The sequence below is a fragment of the Streptomyces sp. NPDC093544 genome, from assembly GCF_040683495.1.
GTDB lineage: Bacteria > Actinomycetota > Actinomycetes > Streptomycetales > Streptomycetaceae > Streptomyces.
This window is the reverse complement of sequence record NZ_JBFBEA010000028.1, coordinates 38,198-53,998: the sequence shown is the minus strand read 5'-3', so window position 1 is coordinate 53,998 and position 15,801 is coordinate 38,198. Positions and strand designations below refer to the sequence as shown.

Annotated in this window: 15 protein-coding genes; 10 read left to right on the top strand and 5 right to left on the bottom strand. The window is 69.7% G+C overall.

Annotation, left to right across the window (positions count from 1 at the left end):
* Positions 1-11: 11 nt before the first annotated feature.
* Positions 12-1,148: a hypothetical protein gene (locus AB0N66_RS34020; RefSeq protein ID WP_365442387.1), complete on the top strand. Its 1,137-nt coding sequence runs from the start codon at positions 12-14 to the stop codon at positions 1,146-1,148.
* 62 nt (positions 1,149-1,210) lie between these two features.
* Positions 1,211-2,482: a hypothetical protein gene (locus tag AB0N66_RS34015; protein WP_365442385.1), complete on the top strand. Its 1,272-nt coding sequence runs from the start codon at positions 1,211-1,213 to the stop codon at positions 2,480-2,482.
* Positions 2,483-2,586: 104 nt separating this feature from the next.
* On the opposite strand, the gene AB0N66_RS34010 is transcribed toward AB0N66_RS34015, so the two are convergent.
* The gene (locus AB0N66_RS34010) at positions 2,587-4,083 is read right to left on the bottom strand and encodes an oligopeptide:H+ symporter (RefSeq protein ID WP_365442283.1); all 1,497 of its coding nucleotides are present in this window, start codon (positions 4,081-4,083) and stop codon (positions 2,587-2,589) included.
* 489 nt (positions 4,084-4,572) lie between these two features.
* Between AB0N66_RS34010 and AB0N66_RS34005 the strand changes: the two genes are divergently transcribed.
* Positions 4,573-5,250 carry a response regulator transcription factor gene (locus AB0N66_RS34005; protein ID WP_037748267.1) on the top strand — a complete coding sequence of 226 codons (678 nt, stop codon included), beginning with the start codon at positions 4,573-4,575 and terminating at the stop codon, positions 5,248-5,250.
* 118 nt (positions 5,251-5,368) lie between these two features.
* Positions 5,369-6,646, top strand: a complete 1,278-nt coding sequence (locus AB0N66_RS34000; protein ID WP_365442281.1) for an ATP-binding protein — start codon at positions 5,369-5,371, stop codon at positions 6,644-6,646.
* 23 nt (positions 6,647-6,669) lie between these two features.
* Here the strand turns inward: AB0N66_RS34000 and AB0N66_RS33995 are convergent, their stop codons facing one another.
* A complete protein-coding gene (locus AB0N66_RS33995) occupies positions 6,670-7,221 on the bottom strand; it encodes a GtrA family protein (RefSeq protein ID WP_365442279.1) in 552 nt (183 codons plus the stop codon).
* A gap of 194 nt (positions 7,222-7,415) precedes the next feature.
* Here AB0N66_RS33995 and AB0N66_RS33990 point away from each other — a divergent pair, with 194 nt between their 5' ends.
* The 4 genes from AB0N66_RS33990 (at position 7,416) to AB0N66_RS33975 (ending at position 11,550) form a co-directional block, all read left to right on the top strand.
* The gene (locus tag AB0N66_RS33990; protein ID WP_365442277.1) at positions 7,416-8,555 is read left to right on the top strand and encodes a 5-(carboxyamino)imidazole ribonucleotide synthase; all 1,140 of its coding nucleotides are present in this window, start codon (positions 7,416-7,418) and stop codon (positions 8,553-8,555) included.
* Positions 8,552-9,076 (top strand): 5-(carboxyamino)imidazole ribonucleotide mutase, encoded by a 525-nt coding sequence (purE, locus tag AB0N66_RS33985; protein ID WP_365442275.1) that lies wholly within the window; start codon positions 8,552-8,554, stop codon positions 9,074-9,076. Before AB0N66_RS33990 ends, purE begins: the two co-directional genes overlap by 4 nt.
* Positions 9,077-9,081: 5 nt before the next feature.
* Positions 9,082-10,266, top strand: coding sequence for a dipeptidase (locus AB0N66_RS33980; RefSeq protein WP_365442273.1), 1,185 nt, complete (start codon positions 9,082-9,084; stop codon positions 10,264-10,266).
* A gap of 135 nt (positions 10,267-10,401) precedes the next feature.
* Positions 10,402-11,550 (top strand): dipeptidase, encoded by a 1,149-nt coding sequence (locus AB0N66_RS33975; RefSeq protein ID WP_365442271.1) that lies wholly within the window; start codon positions 10,402-10,404, stop codon positions 11,548-11,550.
* A 3-nt stretch (positions 11,551-11,553) separates the two neighbouring features.
* Here the strand turns inward: AB0N66_RS33975 and AB0N66_RS33970 are convergent, their stop codons facing one another.
* Both AB0N66_RS33970 and AB0N66_RS33965 read right to left on the bottom strand, forming a co-directional pair.
* Positions 11,554-11,925: a VOC family protein gene (locus AB0N66_RS33970; RefSeq protein ID WP_365442269.1), complete on the bottom strand. Its 372-nt coding sequence runs from the start codon at positions 11,923-11,925 to the stop codon at positions 11,554-11,556.
* Positions 11,926-11,967: 42 nt separating this feature from the next.
* A complete protein-coding gene (locus AB0N66_RS33965) occupies positions 11,968-12,327 on the bottom strand; it encodes a VOC family protein (RefSeq protein WP_365442267.1) in 360 nt (119 codons plus the stop codon).
* A gap of 82 nt (positions 12,328-12,409) precedes the next feature.
* Between AB0N66_RS33965 and AB0N66_RS33960 the strand changes: the two genes are divergently transcribed.
* Positions 12,410-12,916, top strand: a complete 507-nt coding sequence (locus AB0N66_RS33960; protein ID WP_365442265.1) for a CGNR zinc finger domain-containing protein — start codon at positions 12,410-12,412, stop codon at positions 12,914-12,916.
* A 158-nt stretch (positions 12,917-13,074) separates the two neighbouring features.
* On the opposite strand, the gene AB0N66_RS33955 is transcribed toward AB0N66_RS33960, so the two are convergent.
* On the bottom strand, positions 13,075-14,418 hold the full coding sequence (locus AB0N66_RS33955; RefSeq protein WP_365442263.1) for a UDP-glucose/GDP-mannose dehydrogenase family protein: 1,344 nt from the start codon (positions 14,416-14,418) through the stop codon (positions 13,075-13,077).
* A 206-nt stretch (positions 14,419-14,624) separates the two neighbouring features.
* On the opposite strand from AB0N66_RS33955, the gene AB0N66_RS33950 reads away from it, so the two are divergent.
* Positions 14,625-15,782 (top strand): acyl-CoA dehydrogenase family protein, encoded by a 1,158-nt coding sequence (locus tag AB0N66_RS33950; RefSeq protein WP_266460620.1) that lies wholly within the window; start codon positions 14,625-14,627, stop codon positions 15,780-15,782.
* The last annotated feature ends 19 nt before the right edge of the window (positions 15,783-15,801 follow it).

Sequence of the window (15,801 nt, the reverse complement as noted above, 5' to 3'; positions counted from 1 at the left end):
GCAAGGTGCGGATGGCAGTGCTGGCGGCGGTGCTCGGGCTCCTCGTGCTGCCCTTCGCGGGGACGACTCCCGCGGTCGGCGCGGACAAACCCTCCGTCAAGCTGTCCAAGTCCCAGGCAGGCACCGGTGGTTCGATCATCGTCACCGGCACCGGATGGCGGCCGAAGACGCTGCTTATGATGCTGATCTGCGGCCAGTCGGTGCCGTCCCGTGGGGTGATCGGCGGCACCAACTCCTGTGCCAACGCGGACGGCCGGGCCGTCACCACCGATGCGAAGGGCGACTTCAGCAAGGAGCTGCCGGTCGCCGAGCCGCCCGAGCCGTGCCCGTGCGTGGTGCATGTCGCCACGGTCACGGGGGAGAAGGCGACTGCGGACGCCATCTTCATGGTCGCCGGGCACTCGGTCGAGCCGCTGCCCGAGGAGGAGAGCGGCGCACGGCTGTCGGTGCTCACGGACACCGAGCTCGACGGATCGAGCGGGCTGCTCACCTCGTTCGGCGCCCCGCCCTCCCGCACGCTCGTTTTCACGGTCGGCAACGTCGGTACCGCCGCCGTCAAGGACCCCGTCTTCCAAGTCGGCACCTCACACGGCGTGTTCGCCCCGCAGTGGGAGGAACAGCAGTGGCGCGGCACCATCGCGCCCGGCAAGAGGGCGCAGATCAAACTCCCCGTCGAGCTCGCGGCCGGGGCGCACGGCGACTACACGGTCTCGCTGAAATACGGCGGGAAGATGCTCGCCGAGCAGCCGTGGGGCGTGGGCCGCCCGTGGGGCGTGACGCTGTTCTGGATCCTGCTCGGCGTGGTCGTACCGGCCGCGGTCTTCCGCGTCGGGATGGCCGCGGTGGACCGGCTGCGACCGCACAGGTCCGCCGGGCGTCGCACCCGTCACCGGGGCCTGCGGGTTCCCGAACTCACCTTCCGCATACCGAGGTTGAGCGCGCCCCCGGCACCCGAACCCCGAACGACCCCGACCCCGACCTCGATCCCGACCCCGACCCCGACCCCGACCTCGATCCCGTCGCCGACTTCGACTCGGCCCCTCCCGTGGTTCACCCCGGACAGCGATCCGGCGATCCCGGCGGCAGGTCAGCTCTCCGCACCGCACGAGAACCGTCCGACGACCCCCACGAGGAAGGGCAACACGTGAGTACGCAACGGAGAGTGGTACCGCCGGCGGGACGAAGAGCGAGCGCGGCCGGGGTCGCGCTGATGCTCGGCGGCGCAGGCATTCTGCTGGGGGTGGCCGCGGTCCCGGCCCAGGCCGCCGAGGTGTCGTACCTGACGGAGTGCATCCCGCCCGCGATCTCCGGTCTGCCGCCGGTCGAGGGCACGACGAAGGCGGACATCAGCGCGCCCGCCGAGGCGAAGGTGGGCGACGAGGTCACCATCACCTGGAAGTTCGTCCAGGCCGCGTCCAAGAACCCGGACATCCTCGATCTGGAGAAGGACACGGTGATGCCGACCGGCACGCTGAAGGCGGGCGGCGCGCAGACGGCCGACATCGCGATGGAGGGCCCGCGCCAGAACCCGGCGATCCCCAAGAACAGCGACATGTCGCTGTCCGACATGACGGGCAAGCTGAAACTGACGACGGCGGGTGAGGTGACGCTGACGCCGGACGCGTACGACATCAATGTCAGCAAGCCGATCTCGACGGACACCAAGTGCGCCCCGAAGGAGACGGTGAAGCCGGCGGCGACGATCAAGGTGACGGAGGGCGGCGGGACTTCGGGTGGCACGACGGGCGGCGAGCCGACCGTGACACCGACGCCGCCCACGGGTACCCCGACGCCGACCGAGAGCGAAGGTGACTCGACCGGCGGTTCCACCGGAGGCGGAGGCGGCGACGGCCAGACCGACTTCACCGGCAAGGAGGTCTCCATCCCCTACGCCTGCAAGACGCCCATCGGAGACAAGAACGCCACGTCCCCCGTGCAGATCAACGCCAGCAAGAACGGCGGGAGTTACGACCTCACGGTGCAGTTCAAGGGGTCCGTGATGGACAGCCCGGCCGACATCCCCGCGGACTCGGTGAAGCCCTCCATGGAGGTCACCCTGGGCGGCTCCGACACGGGCACCGTCCATGTCGAAGGCCCCACCAACTCCGAGCCGATCAAGACAGGCGACCCGATGGAGATCGCCGACCTCACGGGCACCTACAAGCCCGGAGCGACCGGTGAGTCGACCCTGTCGCCGGGCGTGCTGACGGTGGAGGCGCTCGGCACGACGACCACCTGCACCCCTTCGAAGACGGAGGTCTCGCTGACCCTGGACACCACGGAACAAGCCAGCGGCGCCGCCGGAGGCTCAGGATCCTCGGGCGGCGACTCCGCCGGCGGTACCTCGTCCAGCGGCGGCCTCGCGGAAACGGGCGCCGAGGGCCACAGTTCCCTCAAAGCCCTCGGGCTGGTCGCGGGGACGGCCGTCCTGCTCGGCGGAGCGGTGTTCACGTTCATGCCGGGGCGGCGGCGCGTGCGCTGAGGTCCCCGCCCGCGCACGGGAAAAGCCGAAGCGGAACGCCGAAGGGCCACCGCACCCAGTGGTGCGGTGGCCCTCCGTACGACGGACTCAGACGGCGGCGTACGTCAACGGACGTCGCCCATGAGTTCCTTGACCTTGTTGCGGTACATCCACACCGCGACACCGGCGAGCACGGCGAGCGTGGCCTCCAGGGCGACGATGCCCATCTTGTTCAGGTCGACCCCGGCGATGGAGAGCAGACCGGTCGTGGCGTCACCGGCGGTGACGGCCAGGAACCAGACGCCCATCATCTGGGAGGCGTACTTCGCGGGCGCCATCTTCGTGGTGACGGAGAGGCCGACCGGGGAGAGCAGCAGCTCACCGACGGTCTGTACGAAGTAGATGGCGACCAGCCACATCGCGGCGGCCTTGGCTCCGCCGTCGGCGATGGACAGCGGGGCGAGGAAGAGGAAGAACGACGCACCGACCAGCACGAGACCGGACGCGAACTTCACGATGGTGCTCGGTTCCTTGCCGCGCTTGTTCAGCGCCAGCCAGAACCAGGCGAAGACCGGGGCCAGCGCCATGATCAGTACCGGGTTCACCGACTGGTACCAGGAGACCGGGAACTCCCAGCCGAAGACGGTGTTCTCGGCCGAGCCGTCGGCGAAGATCGACAGGGTCGAGCCGCCCTGGTCGTAGATCATCCAGAACACGGCGGCGGCGACGAAGAACCAGATGTATCCGGACATCTTCGACTGCTCGGCGCGGTCCAGGTCCTTGTCGCGCTTGATCCGCACCAGGACCATGATCGGGATGATCACGCCGAGGAGGGTCAGCGGAACCAGGATCCAGTTCAGCGTGTAGTGGCCGGTGGTGCCGACGATGGCGTAGAAGACGACGGCGATGCCCGCCCAGATCGCGGCCTTGCGCAGCGTCGAGGACTTCTCCGCGTCGGACAGCGGCGTCGGGACCACGGTGGAGCGCTCGGCGAGGTTGCGGCTGCCGATCAGGAACTGGCCGAGACCGATCGCCATGCCGAGCGCGGCGAGCGCGAAGCCCAGGTGCCAGTTGACGTTCTCACCGATGGTGCCGATGATCAGCGGCGCGGCGAACGCGCCGAGGTTGATGCCCATGTAGAAGACCGTGAAGCCACCGTCGCGGCGCGGGTCGTCCGGGCCGTCGTAGAGATGGCCGACCATCGTCGAGATGTTGGCCTTCAGCAGACCCGAGCCGATCGCCACGAGGCCGAGGCCCGCGTAGAAGGTGCCCGACGACGGCAGCGCCAGCGTCAGGTGGCCGAGCATGATGACTCCGCCGGCGACGGCGACGGTCTTGCGGGGACCCCAGACCCGGTCGCCGAACCAGCCGCCGGGCAGGGCGAGCAGGTACACCATCGACACGTAGACGGAGTAGATCGCGGTCGCGGTGGTCGCGCTGAGGTGCAGGCCACCCGGTGCGACCAGGTACAGCGGGAGCAGAGCCCTCATGCCGTAGTAGGAGAAACGTTCCCACATCTCGGTCATGAAGAGAGTGGCCAGTCCGCGGGGGTGGCCGAAGAAGGTGCGCTCGAAGCCGGGGGTGCCCGGGTCTGTCGAGCCCTTCGTCAGGCTGGACGCCATGGTCGTTCCTTGCTGGTCGGGACGCGCGGGAAGTGGGGTCGCGCGCCCGGTGGGGGCGGCCGGCACCGGCGGGTTCCGACCGTCCGTCCCCACGCCCACGGGGAGTCCGCTCCGGATTGCGAAGCGATGGAGGCCGACCACCGGGATCCACGCCCTTCACGCTTCGGTGCGCTCGGGCCCGGCCACAGGTCATTCCTTTCAAGGCTGGCGAATACCAGCCCGCACACAAAAGAGACCTTCAGCGTCAAATGCTGGCCAAAGGTCCCCTTGGTGCTACAGGCGTCCGGTCACCATACGACATACCAATGCCGCATATGGAAGGACTTGAGATATGAATCACAGGCGACAATGGAACCACAGGCACCCATTCGAAGGTCGCCGTGAAGATCTCCTCCCACAGCCGCAGGCCGTCCTGTTCACAGACGCAGGTAAGAATCACGGAGGCGGATCACCCCGCGAGTGTCGGCCGTGGCGGACTACCATCACCCCATGACCCGTGTACTGCTCGCCGAGGACGACGCGTCCATCTCGGAGCCACTGGCCCGTGCCCTGCGCCGGGAAGGCTACGAGGTCGAGGTGCGCGAGGACGGACCCACCGCGCTCGACGCCGGCATCCAGGGTGGCATCGACCTGTGTGTCCTGGACCTGGGCCTGCCCGGCATGGACGGCCTGGAAGTGGCCCGCCGACTGCGCGCCGAGGGCCACACCGTCCCGATCCTCATCCTGACCGCACGCGCCGACGAGGTGGACACCGTCGTCGGCCTCGACGCGGGCGCCGACGACTACGTGACCAAGCCGTTCCGGCTCGCCGAACTGCTCGCCCGAGTCCGGGCCCTGCTGCGACGCGGCGCCGCCGAACCCCAGCAGCCACCCGCCACGCACGGGGTGCGCATCGACGTCGAGTCGCACCGCGCCTGGATGGGCGACGAGGAACTCCAGCTCACCGCCAAGGAGTTCGACCTCCTGCGGGTCCTGGTCCGGGATGCCGGCCGGGTCGTCACCCGCGACCAGCTCATGCGCGAGGTCTGGGACACCACCTGGTGGTCCTCCACCAAGACCCTCGACATGCACATCTCCTGGCTCCGCAAGAAGCTCGGCGACGACGCGGCGAACCCTCGCTACATCGCGACGGTCCGGGGTGTCGGGTTCCGCTTCGAGAAGAGCTGAGGGACTGGCTCGCAGGGCGTCGCCGGAGACCTTTCGGCAACACTGGTCACCGTAGGAGCCTGTGCCTGATCCTCAGCCGGATCGGCACAGGCTCTCAGCAACCCGCCCGGAGGGCACCGTGCGTCGCCGTCTCATCCAGTCCACGCTCGCCGTGGTGCTCGTAGTGATCGCCGTCTTCGGCGTCTCCCTTGTGATCGTCGAGACGCGGACGATCAGCAGCAGCGCCCAGGAGAGGGTGGATTCCGAGGCGCTGCGCCTGGCGAGCATCGTGGACAGCCGGATCATCGGGCACGAGGACATCACCGCGGAGATCCTGAAGGACCAGGTCACGGACGAGCGGTACGCCGTGATCAGGATCCCGGGCAGGGACCCGATCGAGATCGGCACCAAGCCCGCCGGTGACGTCATCCACTACACGGCCCCCGGCGAGGAGGGCGAGACGGTCACCGTCCAGGAGCCGCGCTCGTCCGTGACGAAGGAAGTCGGCCGCACGCTGCTGATCATCGCGGCGGTCGCCCTACTCGCCATCATCGCCGCCGTCCTCCTCGCCGTACGGCAGGCCAACCGCCTCGCCTCCCCCCTCACCGACCTCGCGGAGACCGCGGAACGGCTCGGTTCCGGCGACCCCCGCCCCCGCCACAAGCGGTACGGCGTCCCGGAGCTTGACCGCGTCGCGGACGTCCTGGACGCCAGCGCGGAGCGCATCGCACGGATGCTCACGGCAGAGCGCAGGCTGGCCGCCGACGCCTCCCACCAGCTCCGTACGCCCCTCACAGCCCTCTCCATGCGCCTGGAGGAGATCACCCTCACCGATGACCCGGACACGGTGAAGGAGGAGGCGACGATCGCTCTGACGCAGGTCGAGCGGCTCACGGACGTCGTGGAGCGGCTGCTCACCAACGCCCGCGACCCGCGCACCGGCTCCGCCGTCTCCTTCGACCTCGACGAGGTCATCAAGCAGCAGCTGGAGGAGTGGCGCCCGGCCTACCGCAGCGCGGGCCGCGCCATCGTCAGCTCGGGCAAACGCCATCTGCGGGCCGTCGGAACCCCGGGCGCGGTCGCCCAGGTCCTCGCCGCGCTCATCGAGAACTCCCTCATGCACGGCGGTGGCACCGTCGCCCTGCGCACCCGAGTGACCGGCAACCAGTCCGTCGTGGAGGTCACCGACGAGGGCCCCGGAGTCCCCGCCGACCTCGGCGCCCGCATCTTCGAGCGCGCGATCAGCGGCCGCAACTCCACGGGCATCGGTCTCGCCGTCGCCCGCGACCTCGCGGAGGCCGACGGAGGCCGTCTGGAGATGCTTCAGGCGCAGCCGCCGGTGTTCGGCCTGTTCCTGTCCCGTACGCCCTTGAAGAAGCCCCTGGTGGACGAGGAGCCGGAGCCCACGGTCAGGTAGCGGCTTTCAGGTGGCGGTGCGGCTCAGCTCACCTGCTGTGCCGGCGCGGGCGCGGGCCGCTGTCCGGGCTCGGCTTCGAGGAACGATTCCGCACTGGCCACCGCCTCCCGCGCGGGCAGCGCGCGGAACACCCAGGTGCGGTACGACCAGAAGCGGAACAGGGTCGCGACACCGATGCCGAGGAACTTGAAGACGTTGCTCTGCAGCGGGCTGTCCCAGCCGAAGCCGTACGTCGCCGCGTACAGCACGCCGTTCTCGATCACCAGGCCCACCGCGCTGAACAGCAGGAAGAGCGTCAGTTCCTTGGTGCGGCCGCCCTTGTCGCGGTCGCGGTACGTGAAGTAGCGGAACCCGATGTAGTTGAAGACGATGGCCACGACGGTGGCGATCACACTGGCCCGGACGACCTGCAGACCGGTCCCGTGACGCACCAGGTTGAAGGTGATGAGGTTGACGAGCAGCCCCACGCCACCGACCGCGCCGAACTTGACGACCTCCCGGAAAAGCCGGTCGAAACGGCGCCGCACCGCGCTACGAGGCTGCTTGGTATAGGGCCCTGAAGAACCACTGCCCATGGTGTCGCCAGCCCCCGTCGGTTGCCGTCAGTCGGATATATCAACCCAACCATGCTAACCAGCGGCCCCCTCCATCGCCTGTGTAAGAACTCACAGGTAAGAAAAGTGACCGTCGCCCGGACAGTCATCGGCCGGAAATACCGGCTCACAGGAGCGGAAACCGGCCGCCGTGGCGCGGCCGATACTCTTGGAGCGTGACGTTCCCGGTAGTCGGCATGGTCGGCGGGGGGCAGCTCGCTCGTATGACACACGAGGCGGGCATCCCGCTCGGCATCAAATTCAAGCTCCTCAGTGACTCCCCTCAGGATTCCGCGGCGCAGGTCGTCAGCGATGTCGTCATCGGCGACTATCGCGACCTCGACACGCTGCGTGAGTTCGCGCGGGGCTGCGACGTGATCACCTTCGATCACGAACAGGTACCCACCGAGCATCTGCGTGCCCTGGAGGCGGACGGCATCCCCGTCCGCCCCGGGCCCGACGCACTCGTGCACGCCCAGGACAAGGGCGTGATGCGCGCGAAGCTCGACGAGCTCGGTGTGCCGTGCCCGCGGCACCGGATCGTGAGCGACGTCGACGACGTGGCCGCGTTCGCGGCCGAGGGCGACGGTTTCCCGGTGATCCTGAAGACCGTCCGCGGCGGCTACGACGGCAAGGGGGTCTGGTTCGTCCGCTCCCTCGCGGACGCCGCCGATCCCTTCCGCGCCGGAGTCCCCGTCCTCGCCGAGGAGAAGGTCGACTTCGTACGCGAGCTCGCGGCGAACGTCGTCCGCTCGCCGCACGGCCAGGCGGTCGCGTACCCCGTCGTCGAGTCCCAGCAGGTCGACGGCGTCTGCGACACGGTGATCGCCCCGGCCCCCGGCATCGCGGAGGAGCTGGCCCTCCAGGCAAGCGAGCTGGCCCTGCGCATCGCCAAGGAACTCGGCGTCGTCGGCCACCTCGCCGTCGAGCTCTTCGAGACGGCCGACGGACGCATCCTCGTCAACGAACTGGCCATGCGCCCGCACAACTCGGGCCACTGGACCCAGGACGGCGCGATCACCTCCCAGTTCGCCAACCACGTACGCGCGGTCCTGGACCTCCCGCTGGGCGACCCGCGGCCCCGCGCCAAGTGGACGGTCATGGCGAACGTCCTCGGCGGCGACTACCCCGACATGTACTCCGCGTACCTGCACTGCATGGCCCGCGACCCCCAGCTGAAGATCCACATGTACGGCAAGGACGTGAAGCCCGGCCGCAAGGTCGGCCACGTCAACACCTACGGCGACGACCTGGACGACGTACTGGAGCGCGCCCGGCACGCAGCCGGATACCTGAGAGGCACGATCACCGAATGAGCCCTGTCGTAGGAATCGTCATGGGGTCGGACTCCGACTGGTCCGTCATGGAGGCCGCCGCGCTGGCCCTCGACGAGTTCGAGATCGCGTACGAGGTCGACGTCGTCTCCGCGCACCGCATGCCCCGCGAGATGATCACGTACGGCGAGCAGGCCGACGGCCGCGGCCTCAAGGTGATCATCGCGGGCGCCGGCGGCGCGGCCGCTCTCCCGGGCATGCTCGCCTCGGTCACACCGCTGCCGGTGATCGGCGTCCCGGTCCCGCTGAAGTACCTCGACGGCATGGACAGCCTGCTCTCGATCGTGCAGATGCCGGCCGGCGTCCCGGTCGCGACCGTCTCCGTCGCCGGCGCGCGCAACGCGGGCCTGCTCGCGGCCCGCATCCTGGCCACCCACGACGAGGAACTCCTCGGCCGCATGCGGGAGTTCCAGCAGCAGCTGAACGACCAGGCCACCGAGAAGGGCAAGCGGCTGCGCACCAAGGTCGAGGGCGCGGGCAACGGCTTCGGCTTCGGGAAGTGACGGCGATGACCTCCCTCTCCCTTGACGAAGCCCGCGAACTCCTCGCCGAGTTCCCCGTGGTCGACGGCCACAACGACCTCCCCTGGGCGTTGCGCGAACAGGTCCGCTACGACCTTGACGCCCGCGACATCGCCACCGACCAGAGCGCCCACCTGCACACGGACCTGGCGCGCCTGCGCGCGGGCGGGGTCGGCGCCCAGTTCTGGTCGGTGTACGTCCGCTCGGACCTGCCGGGAGCGGTCACGGCGACGCTCGAACAGATCGACTGCGTACGGCAGCTGATCGACCGTCACCCGACCGCGCTGCGCGGCGCGCTGACCGCCGCCGACATGGAGGCGGCGCGGAGTGAGGGACGTATCGCATCGTTGATGGGCGCCGAGGGCGGCCACTCGATCGACAACTCCCTAGGCGCGTTGCGGGGGTTGTACGCCCTCGGCGTGCGCTACATGACCCTCACCCACAACGACAACATCGCCTGGGCGGACTCGGCGACCGACCACCCCGCCGTCGGCGGCCTGTCGGCCTTCGGTCGTGAGGTTGTGCGGGAGATGAACCGCGAGGGCATGCTCGTGGACCTCTCCCACGTGGCCGCGACGACCATGCGCGACGCGCTCGACACGACCTCGGCGCCGGTGATCTTCTCGCACTCCTCCTCCCGCGCGGTGTGCGACCACCCGCGCAACATCCCGGACGACGTCCTGGAGCGACTGCCCGCCAACGGGGGAGTGGCGATGGTGACGTTCGTACCGAAGTTCGTCCTCCAGGCGGCGGTCGACTGGACGGCCGCGGCCGACGAGAACCTGCGCGCCAACGGCTTCCACCACCTCGACACGACCCCCGAGGGCATGAAGGTGCACCGCGCCTTCGAGGAGTCCAACCCGCGCCCGGTCGCCACGGTGTCGACGGTGGCCGACCACCTGGACCACATGCGCGAGATCGCCGGCATCGACCACGTCGGCATCGGCGGCGACTACGACGGCACCGCGTTCACCCCGGACGGCCTGAACGACGTGTCCGGCTACCCGAACCTCATCGCCGAGCTGTCCGACCGCGGCTGGACCCGCGCGGACCTCGCCAAGCTGACCTGGCAGAACGCGGTACGGGTGCTGGGCGCGGCCGAGGACGTGGCCCGCGACCTCCAGGCGCGGCGGGGTCCGTCGAACGCGACGCTGGAGCAGCTGGACTGCTGACTGCCTCAGGAGCATGCCCGGTGGATGGGGGGTACGTGGGGCGTACCCCCAAACGCCCCATCCACCAGGAAGCCCCCCGGCCTCCGTGCAACGGTGACGGTACTGCGATCACCGTCCACCCAACGGAGCCCCGTCATGGCAGACCTGCGCGACGAACTGCACACGACCGCTGAGGTGGGCGAGCTGGACCGGCCGACTGTCTGGCCGGAGTCCGAGCCGCTGCCACTGGACACCACGGAGACCGCCCCGGAGGCCGACGCGGTCCCGGAGGACGGCGCCGACCCGCTGGAGCGGGCCCACGCCTTCCTCGCCGGCCACCCCGTCGCCGACGGCTACAGCGGTCTGCCCTGGGCGCTGCGCCACCTGCCCTGGTTCGACCTGGAGCTGGGCGAGAGCGCCGTGGACACGGATGTGCCGCGGATGCGGGAAGGGCACGTGGGCGCCCTGTTCTGGTCGCTGCACCTGCCCGAGGGGCTCGCCGGGGACCGTGCCGTCGGCGCGACCCTGGAACAGCTCGACCTGGTGCAGACGGTGGTCCAGGCCCACCCCGAGGGCTTGCGCATGGCCCACACCGCGGCGGAGATCACCGACGCCCACCACTGCGGCCGGGTCGCCGTCGTGCTCGGGCCCGCCGGAGCGGGCGCGCTCGGCGACTCGCTCGGCATCCTGCGCAACCTGCACGCGCTCGGCCTGCGCGTCCTCACGCTCTCCGGCACGACCTGGGCGAGCGGGACGGGCCTGACCCGGTTCGGCGAGGAGGTGCTCCGCGAGATGAACCGTCTCGGCGTGCTCGTCGACCTCTCCGGCACCTCGGAGGCCACGATCAGCCGCGCCCTGGCGGCCTCCAAGGCCCCGGTCCTGTTCACCCGCTCCGCGGCCCGCGCCCTGCGCCCCCACCCGGCCAACCTGACCGACGACGTCCTCACCGAGCTGGGCACCGCCAAGGGCCTGTGCCTCGTCCCGCTCACCGCCGAGCAGACCGGCCCGTCCGTACGCGACGTCGCCGACCACCTCGAACACGTCCGCGCGCTCGCGGGCGCGGAGTGCGTCGGCCTCTCGGGGACCTACGACTCCGGAGCCGCCCACCCGCAGGACCTCGCCGACGCCTCCTGCTATCCGCATCTGATCGCCGAGCTCCTCACCCGCGGCTGGTCCGAGACCGACCTCGCCCTTCTCACCTGGGGCAACGTCCAACGCGTCCTGCGCAGCGCGGACTTCACCGCCCGCGCGGCCCAGCAGCGCCGCGAGCCGTCCTCGGCGAAGATCGCGGAACTCGACGGCTGAGTCCTACTGCGGGCGCTCGATCCGGCAGAGGCAGAACGGATGCCCCGCCGGATCGGCGTACACCCGGAAGTCCTCCTTGTCCTCCTGGTGCAACGCCCGTGCGCCGAGGGCGAGCACCCTCTCCTCGGCGGCTTCGATCGCCTCCCAGGTGCTTCCGGCGTCGAGGTCGAGATGGAACTGCTGGGAGTTGTGGTCGGCCCGCGGCCACTCGGGCGGGACGAACCCGGGAGCCCGCTGGAACGCCAGCCGAGGCCCGTCCGGGACCTGTAGGACAACCCACTCGTCGTCCTCGGCCAGGGGCGTGCCGCCCACCACGCCCGCGTAGAACTCGGCGAGCGCGCGGGGATCAGGACAGTCGAGTACGACGGAACGCATTCGTGCGACAGGCTCCACAGCTATCTCCTATCTCCTTCGGTCTCAGCAGGCGCAGAGGCAGAACGGGTGCCCCGCGGGATCGGCGTACACACGAAACCCGCGCGACCGGTCCTCCGCGTCGAGTACCCGCGCCCCGAGCGCCAGCACGCCCTTCTCGGCCGCGTCCATGTCGTCGACGGTCAGGTCCAGATGGAACTGCTGCGAGTCGTCGCCCGCGGGCCACTTCGGCGGTACGTGTCCGGGGGCGGCCTGGAACGCCAGCACCCGCCCGCCTGGCAGCTCCAGGTCGACCCAGTCCCCCTCGACCCGGACCGTGCCGCCGAGCACCTCGGCGTAGAACCCGGCGAGGGCGCGGGGGTCGGGACAGTCCAGGACGACGGCACCGAGTTTGGCGAGAGCCATGATTTCCTCCGGAGTTACCTGTAAATGCGGTCAACCAGTAACGGTTACTGCATGCTCCCGCATTGGAGGTAACGTCGCAAGCATGAGTGAGAAAGCGTCGGCACCGGGCGGCCTCGCCCTGGTGGAGGCCCTGGTGAACACGGTGGACCTGGATTCGGGCACCGACAGGCTGGACACGGCGGAGGGGCGCGCCCGCTTCGGAATCGCGGAAGCGGAACAGGAACTGGCGGCGGCGCGCGACCTGCGGGAGTCCCTGCGCGCCGTATGTCTGGCCCACGCGGGTCACCCCCCGCACCGCGCGGTGACACCGCTCGACGAACTGCTCGCGGCGGCCCCGCTCCTCGTCACCGTCTCCGCCGCGGACGGCTCCGCGGCCCTGAGCCCCGCCCACCCGGCCCCGCTCGCCTCCCGCGTCGCGGCCGCGATCGCGGAGGCACTCGTCGAGGGCACCTGGCCGCGCCTGAAGGCCTGCGAGGCACCGACCTGTCACTGGGCCTACTACGACCGCTCCCCGGCGGGCCGCCGCCGCTGGTGCTCGATGTCGGTCTGCGGGGCACGCGCGAAGATGCGCCGGTACCGGGCGAAGTAGCCGCCCGACCGTGCCCACCGCGCGCGGCGGACCGTCAGGCCCCGCCCGCGCCACATGAAGTGACCCGTCCGGCCACGTCCGGCGGCAGGACGGTGGAGAATATACGACGACGCCGATCCGGCCGACTGAGCCTCGGCCGGATCGGCGTCTTTGAATGACTACGCGGTGGGGCGCCCCATCGCCCGGTAGGTCCACCCGGCCCGCCGCCACACCTCCGGGTCGAGGGCGTTGCGCCCGTCCAGGACCAGCCGCGTCGTGACGGCCTCGCCGAGCACCGCCGGGTCCAGCTCGCGGAACTCGCGCCACTCGGTCAGGTGCAGTACGACATCCGCGCCGCGTACGGCCGCTATGGCGGAGTCGGCGTATCCGAGCGTCGGGAAGAGCCGGCGCGCGTTGTCCATGCCCTTGGGGTCGTAGACGGTGACCTGGCCGCCCTGGAGGTGGATCTGCCCGGCGACGTTCAGCGCGGGCGAGTCCCGTACGTCGTCCGAGTCGGGCTTGAAGGAGGCACCGAGCACGGCGACCCGCTTCCCCAGGAACGAACCGCCGCCGAGCGCCTGCCGCGTCAGCTCCACCATCTGCCCGCGCTGGCGCATGTTGATGGAGTCGATCTCGCGCAGGAAGGTCAGCGCCTGGTCGGCACCCAACTCGCCGGCGCGCGCCATGAAGGCACGGATGTCCTTCGGCAGACAGCCGCCGCCGAACCCGATCCCGGCCCGCAGGAACTTCTTCCCGATCCGGTCGTCGTGCCCGATGGCCTCGGCCAGTTTGGCCACATCGCCGTCGGCCGCCTCGCACACCTCGGCCATGGCGTTGATGAAGGAGATCTTGGTCGCGAGGAAGGAGTTCGCGGAGGTCTTCACCAACTCGGCGGTCGGGAAGTCGGTCACGACGAACGGCGACCCCGTGGCGATCGGCGTCGTGTACACCTCGCGCAGCAGCTTCTCGGCCCGCTCACTGCGCACGCCCACGACGATGCGGTCGGGGTGCAGCGTGTCGCCGACGGCGAAGCCCTCGCGCAGGAACTCGGGGTTCCAGGCGAGTTCGGCGTCCTCACCGGCGGGCGCGAGCTCCGCGAGCCGGGCGGCCAGGCGAGCGGCGGAGCCGACGGGCACGGTGGACTTGCCGACGACGAGGGCGGGGCCGTGCAGGTGCGGGGCGAGCGACTCGAAGGCGGCATCGACGTAACTCATGTCACACGCGTACTCGCCGTGCTTCTGCGGCGTGTTCACGCAGACGAAGTGGACGTCGCCGAACTCTCCGACCTCGGCCCAGTCCATGGTGAAACGCAGCCGCCCGCTGGACCCCTCGATCCCGGCGACATGCTTGCGGAGCAGCTCCTCAAGACCCGGCTCGTACATCGGGACCTGGCCCCGCTTAAGCATCTCGATCTTCTCTTCGACCACATCGAGCCCGAGCACCTCGAAGCCGAGTTCGGCCATGGCGGCGGCGTGCGTGGCGCCGAGATACCCGGTGCCGATCACGGTGATCTTGAGGGCCATGGCTGCTCCTGAGGTGTCTGGGGGGATGCGCGCCCGAGCATAACCGGGGCATGCGACGGCCTCTCAACGGGCAACTTTCCCTCTGTCGCCAAGCTCACGTATCCCTGGGGTGGGCAGGCCCCTAAAATTTGGGTTACTTAACGGTAGTTAGCGTCACCGTCACAGCGTTCAGCATCCTTATTCGCATCCTTGGAGCGTGAGAGACCTTGGCCGGATCGGCTGATTTCGACCTGTACCGCCCGTCCGAGGAGCACGACATGCTCCGTGACGCGATCCGTTCGCTGGCCGAGGCGAAGATCGCGCCGTTCGCGGCCGCGGTGGACGAGGAAGCCCGTTTCCCGCAGGAGGCCCTGGACGCCCTGGTCGCCTCCGATCTGCACGCGGTGCACGTACCCGAGTCGTACGGCGGCGCGGGTGCGGACGCGCTGGCCACGGTGATCGTGATCGAGGAGGTGGCGCGTGTGTGCGCGTCCTCCTCCCTGATCCCGGCGGTCAACAAGCTCGGCTCGCTCCCCGTGATCCTCTCCGGCTCCGAGGACCTCAAGAAGAAGTACCTGGGCCCGCTCGCCAAGGGCGACGCGATGTTCTCGTACGCCCTCTCCGAGCCTGACGCCGGCTCGGACGCGGCCGGCATGAAGACGAAGGCGGTCCGCGACGGCGACTTCTATGTCCTCAACGGCGTGAAGCGCTGGATCACCAACGCGGGAGAGTCCGAGTACTACACGGTGATGGCGGTGACGGACCCGACGAAGCGCTCGAAGGGCATCAGCGCCTTCGTGGTGGAGAAGTCGGACGAGGGCGTCTCCTTCGGCGCTCCGGAGAAGAAGCTCGGCATCAAGGGCTCCCCGACCCGCGAGGTCTACCTCGACAACGTCCGCATCCCCGCCGACCGCATGATCGGCGAGGAGGGCACCGGCTTCGCCACCGCCATGAAGACCCTGGACCACACCCGCATCACGATCGCGGCCCAGGCCCTCGGCATCGCCCAGGGCGCGCTGGACTACGCCAAGGGCTACGTCCAGGAGCGCAAGCAGTTCGGCAAGGCCATCGCCGAGTTCCAGGGCATCCAGTTCATGCTCGCCGACATGGCCATGAAGATCGAGGCCGCCCGCCAGCTCACCTACGCGGCAGCGGCGAAGTCGCAGCGCGGCGACAAGGACCTCACCTTCCAGGGCGCAGCGGCCAAGTGCTTCGCCTCGGACGTGGCAATGGAAGTCACCACGGACGCGGTGCAGTTGCTGGGCGGCTACGGCTACACCCGCGACTACCCGGTCGAGCGGATGATGCGCGACGCGAAGATCACGCAGATTTATGAGGGCACGAACCAAGTTCAGCGCATCGTGATGGCGAGGAACCTGCCGTAGGACGCCTGAAACCGGTGAA

What these genes read in the sequence shown, in the direction of transcription:
- AB0N66_RS34020 (WP_365442387.1), top strand. Translation starts at nt 12, where the DNA reads ATGGCAGTGCTGGCGGCGGTGCTCGGGCTCCTCGTGCTGCCCTTCGCG.
- AB0N66_RS34015 (WP_365442385.1), top strand. Translation starts at nt 1,211, where the DNA reads ATGCTCGGCGGCGCAGGCATTCTGCTGGGGGTGGCCGCGGTCCCGGCC.
- AB0N66_RS34010 (WP_365442283.1), bottom strand. Translation starts at nt 4,083, where the DNA reads ATGGCGTCCAGCCTGACGAAGGGCTCGACAGACCCGGGCACCCCCGGC.
- AB0N66_RS34005 (WP_037748267.1), top strand. Translation starts at nt 4,573, where the DNA reads ATGACCCGTGTACTGCTCGCCGAGGACGACGCGTCCATCTCGGAGCCA.
- AB0N66_RS33995 (WP_365442279.1), bottom strand. Translation starts at nt 7,221, where the DNA reads ATGGGCAGTGGTTCTTCAGGGCCCTATACCAAGCAGCCTCGTAGCGCG.
- purE (WP_365442275.1), top strand. Translation starts at nt 8,552, where the DNA reads ATGAGCCCTGTCGTAGGAATCGTCATGGGGTCGGACTCCGACTGGTCC.
- AB0N66_RS33980 (WP_365442273.1), top strand. Translation starts at nt 9,082, where the DNA reads ATGACCTCCCTCTCCCTTGACGAAGCCCGCGAACTCCTCGCCGAGTTC.
- AB0N66_RS33975 (WP_365442271.1), top strand. Translation starts at nt 10,402, where the DNA reads ATGGCAGACCTGCGCGACGAACTGCACACGACCGCTGAGGTGGGCGAG.
- AB0N66_RS33970 (WP_365442269.1), bottom strand. Translation starts at nt 11,925, where the DNA reads ATGCGTTCCGTCGTACTCGACTGTCCTGATCCCCGCGCGCTCGCCGAG.
- AB0N66_RS33965 (WP_365442267.1), bottom strand. Translation starts at nt 12,327, where the DNA reads ATGGCTCTCGCCAAACTCGGTGCCGTCGTCCTGGACTGTCCCGACCCC.
- AB0N66_RS33960 (WP_365442265.1), top strand. Translation starts at nt 12,410, where the DNA reads ATGAGTGAGAAAGCGTCGGCACCGGGCGGCCTCGCCCTGGTGGAGGCC.
- AB0N66_RS33955 (WP_365442263.1), bottom strand. Translation starts at nt 14,418, where the DNA reads ATGGCCCTCAAGATCACCGTGATCGGCACCGGGTATCTCGGCGCCACG.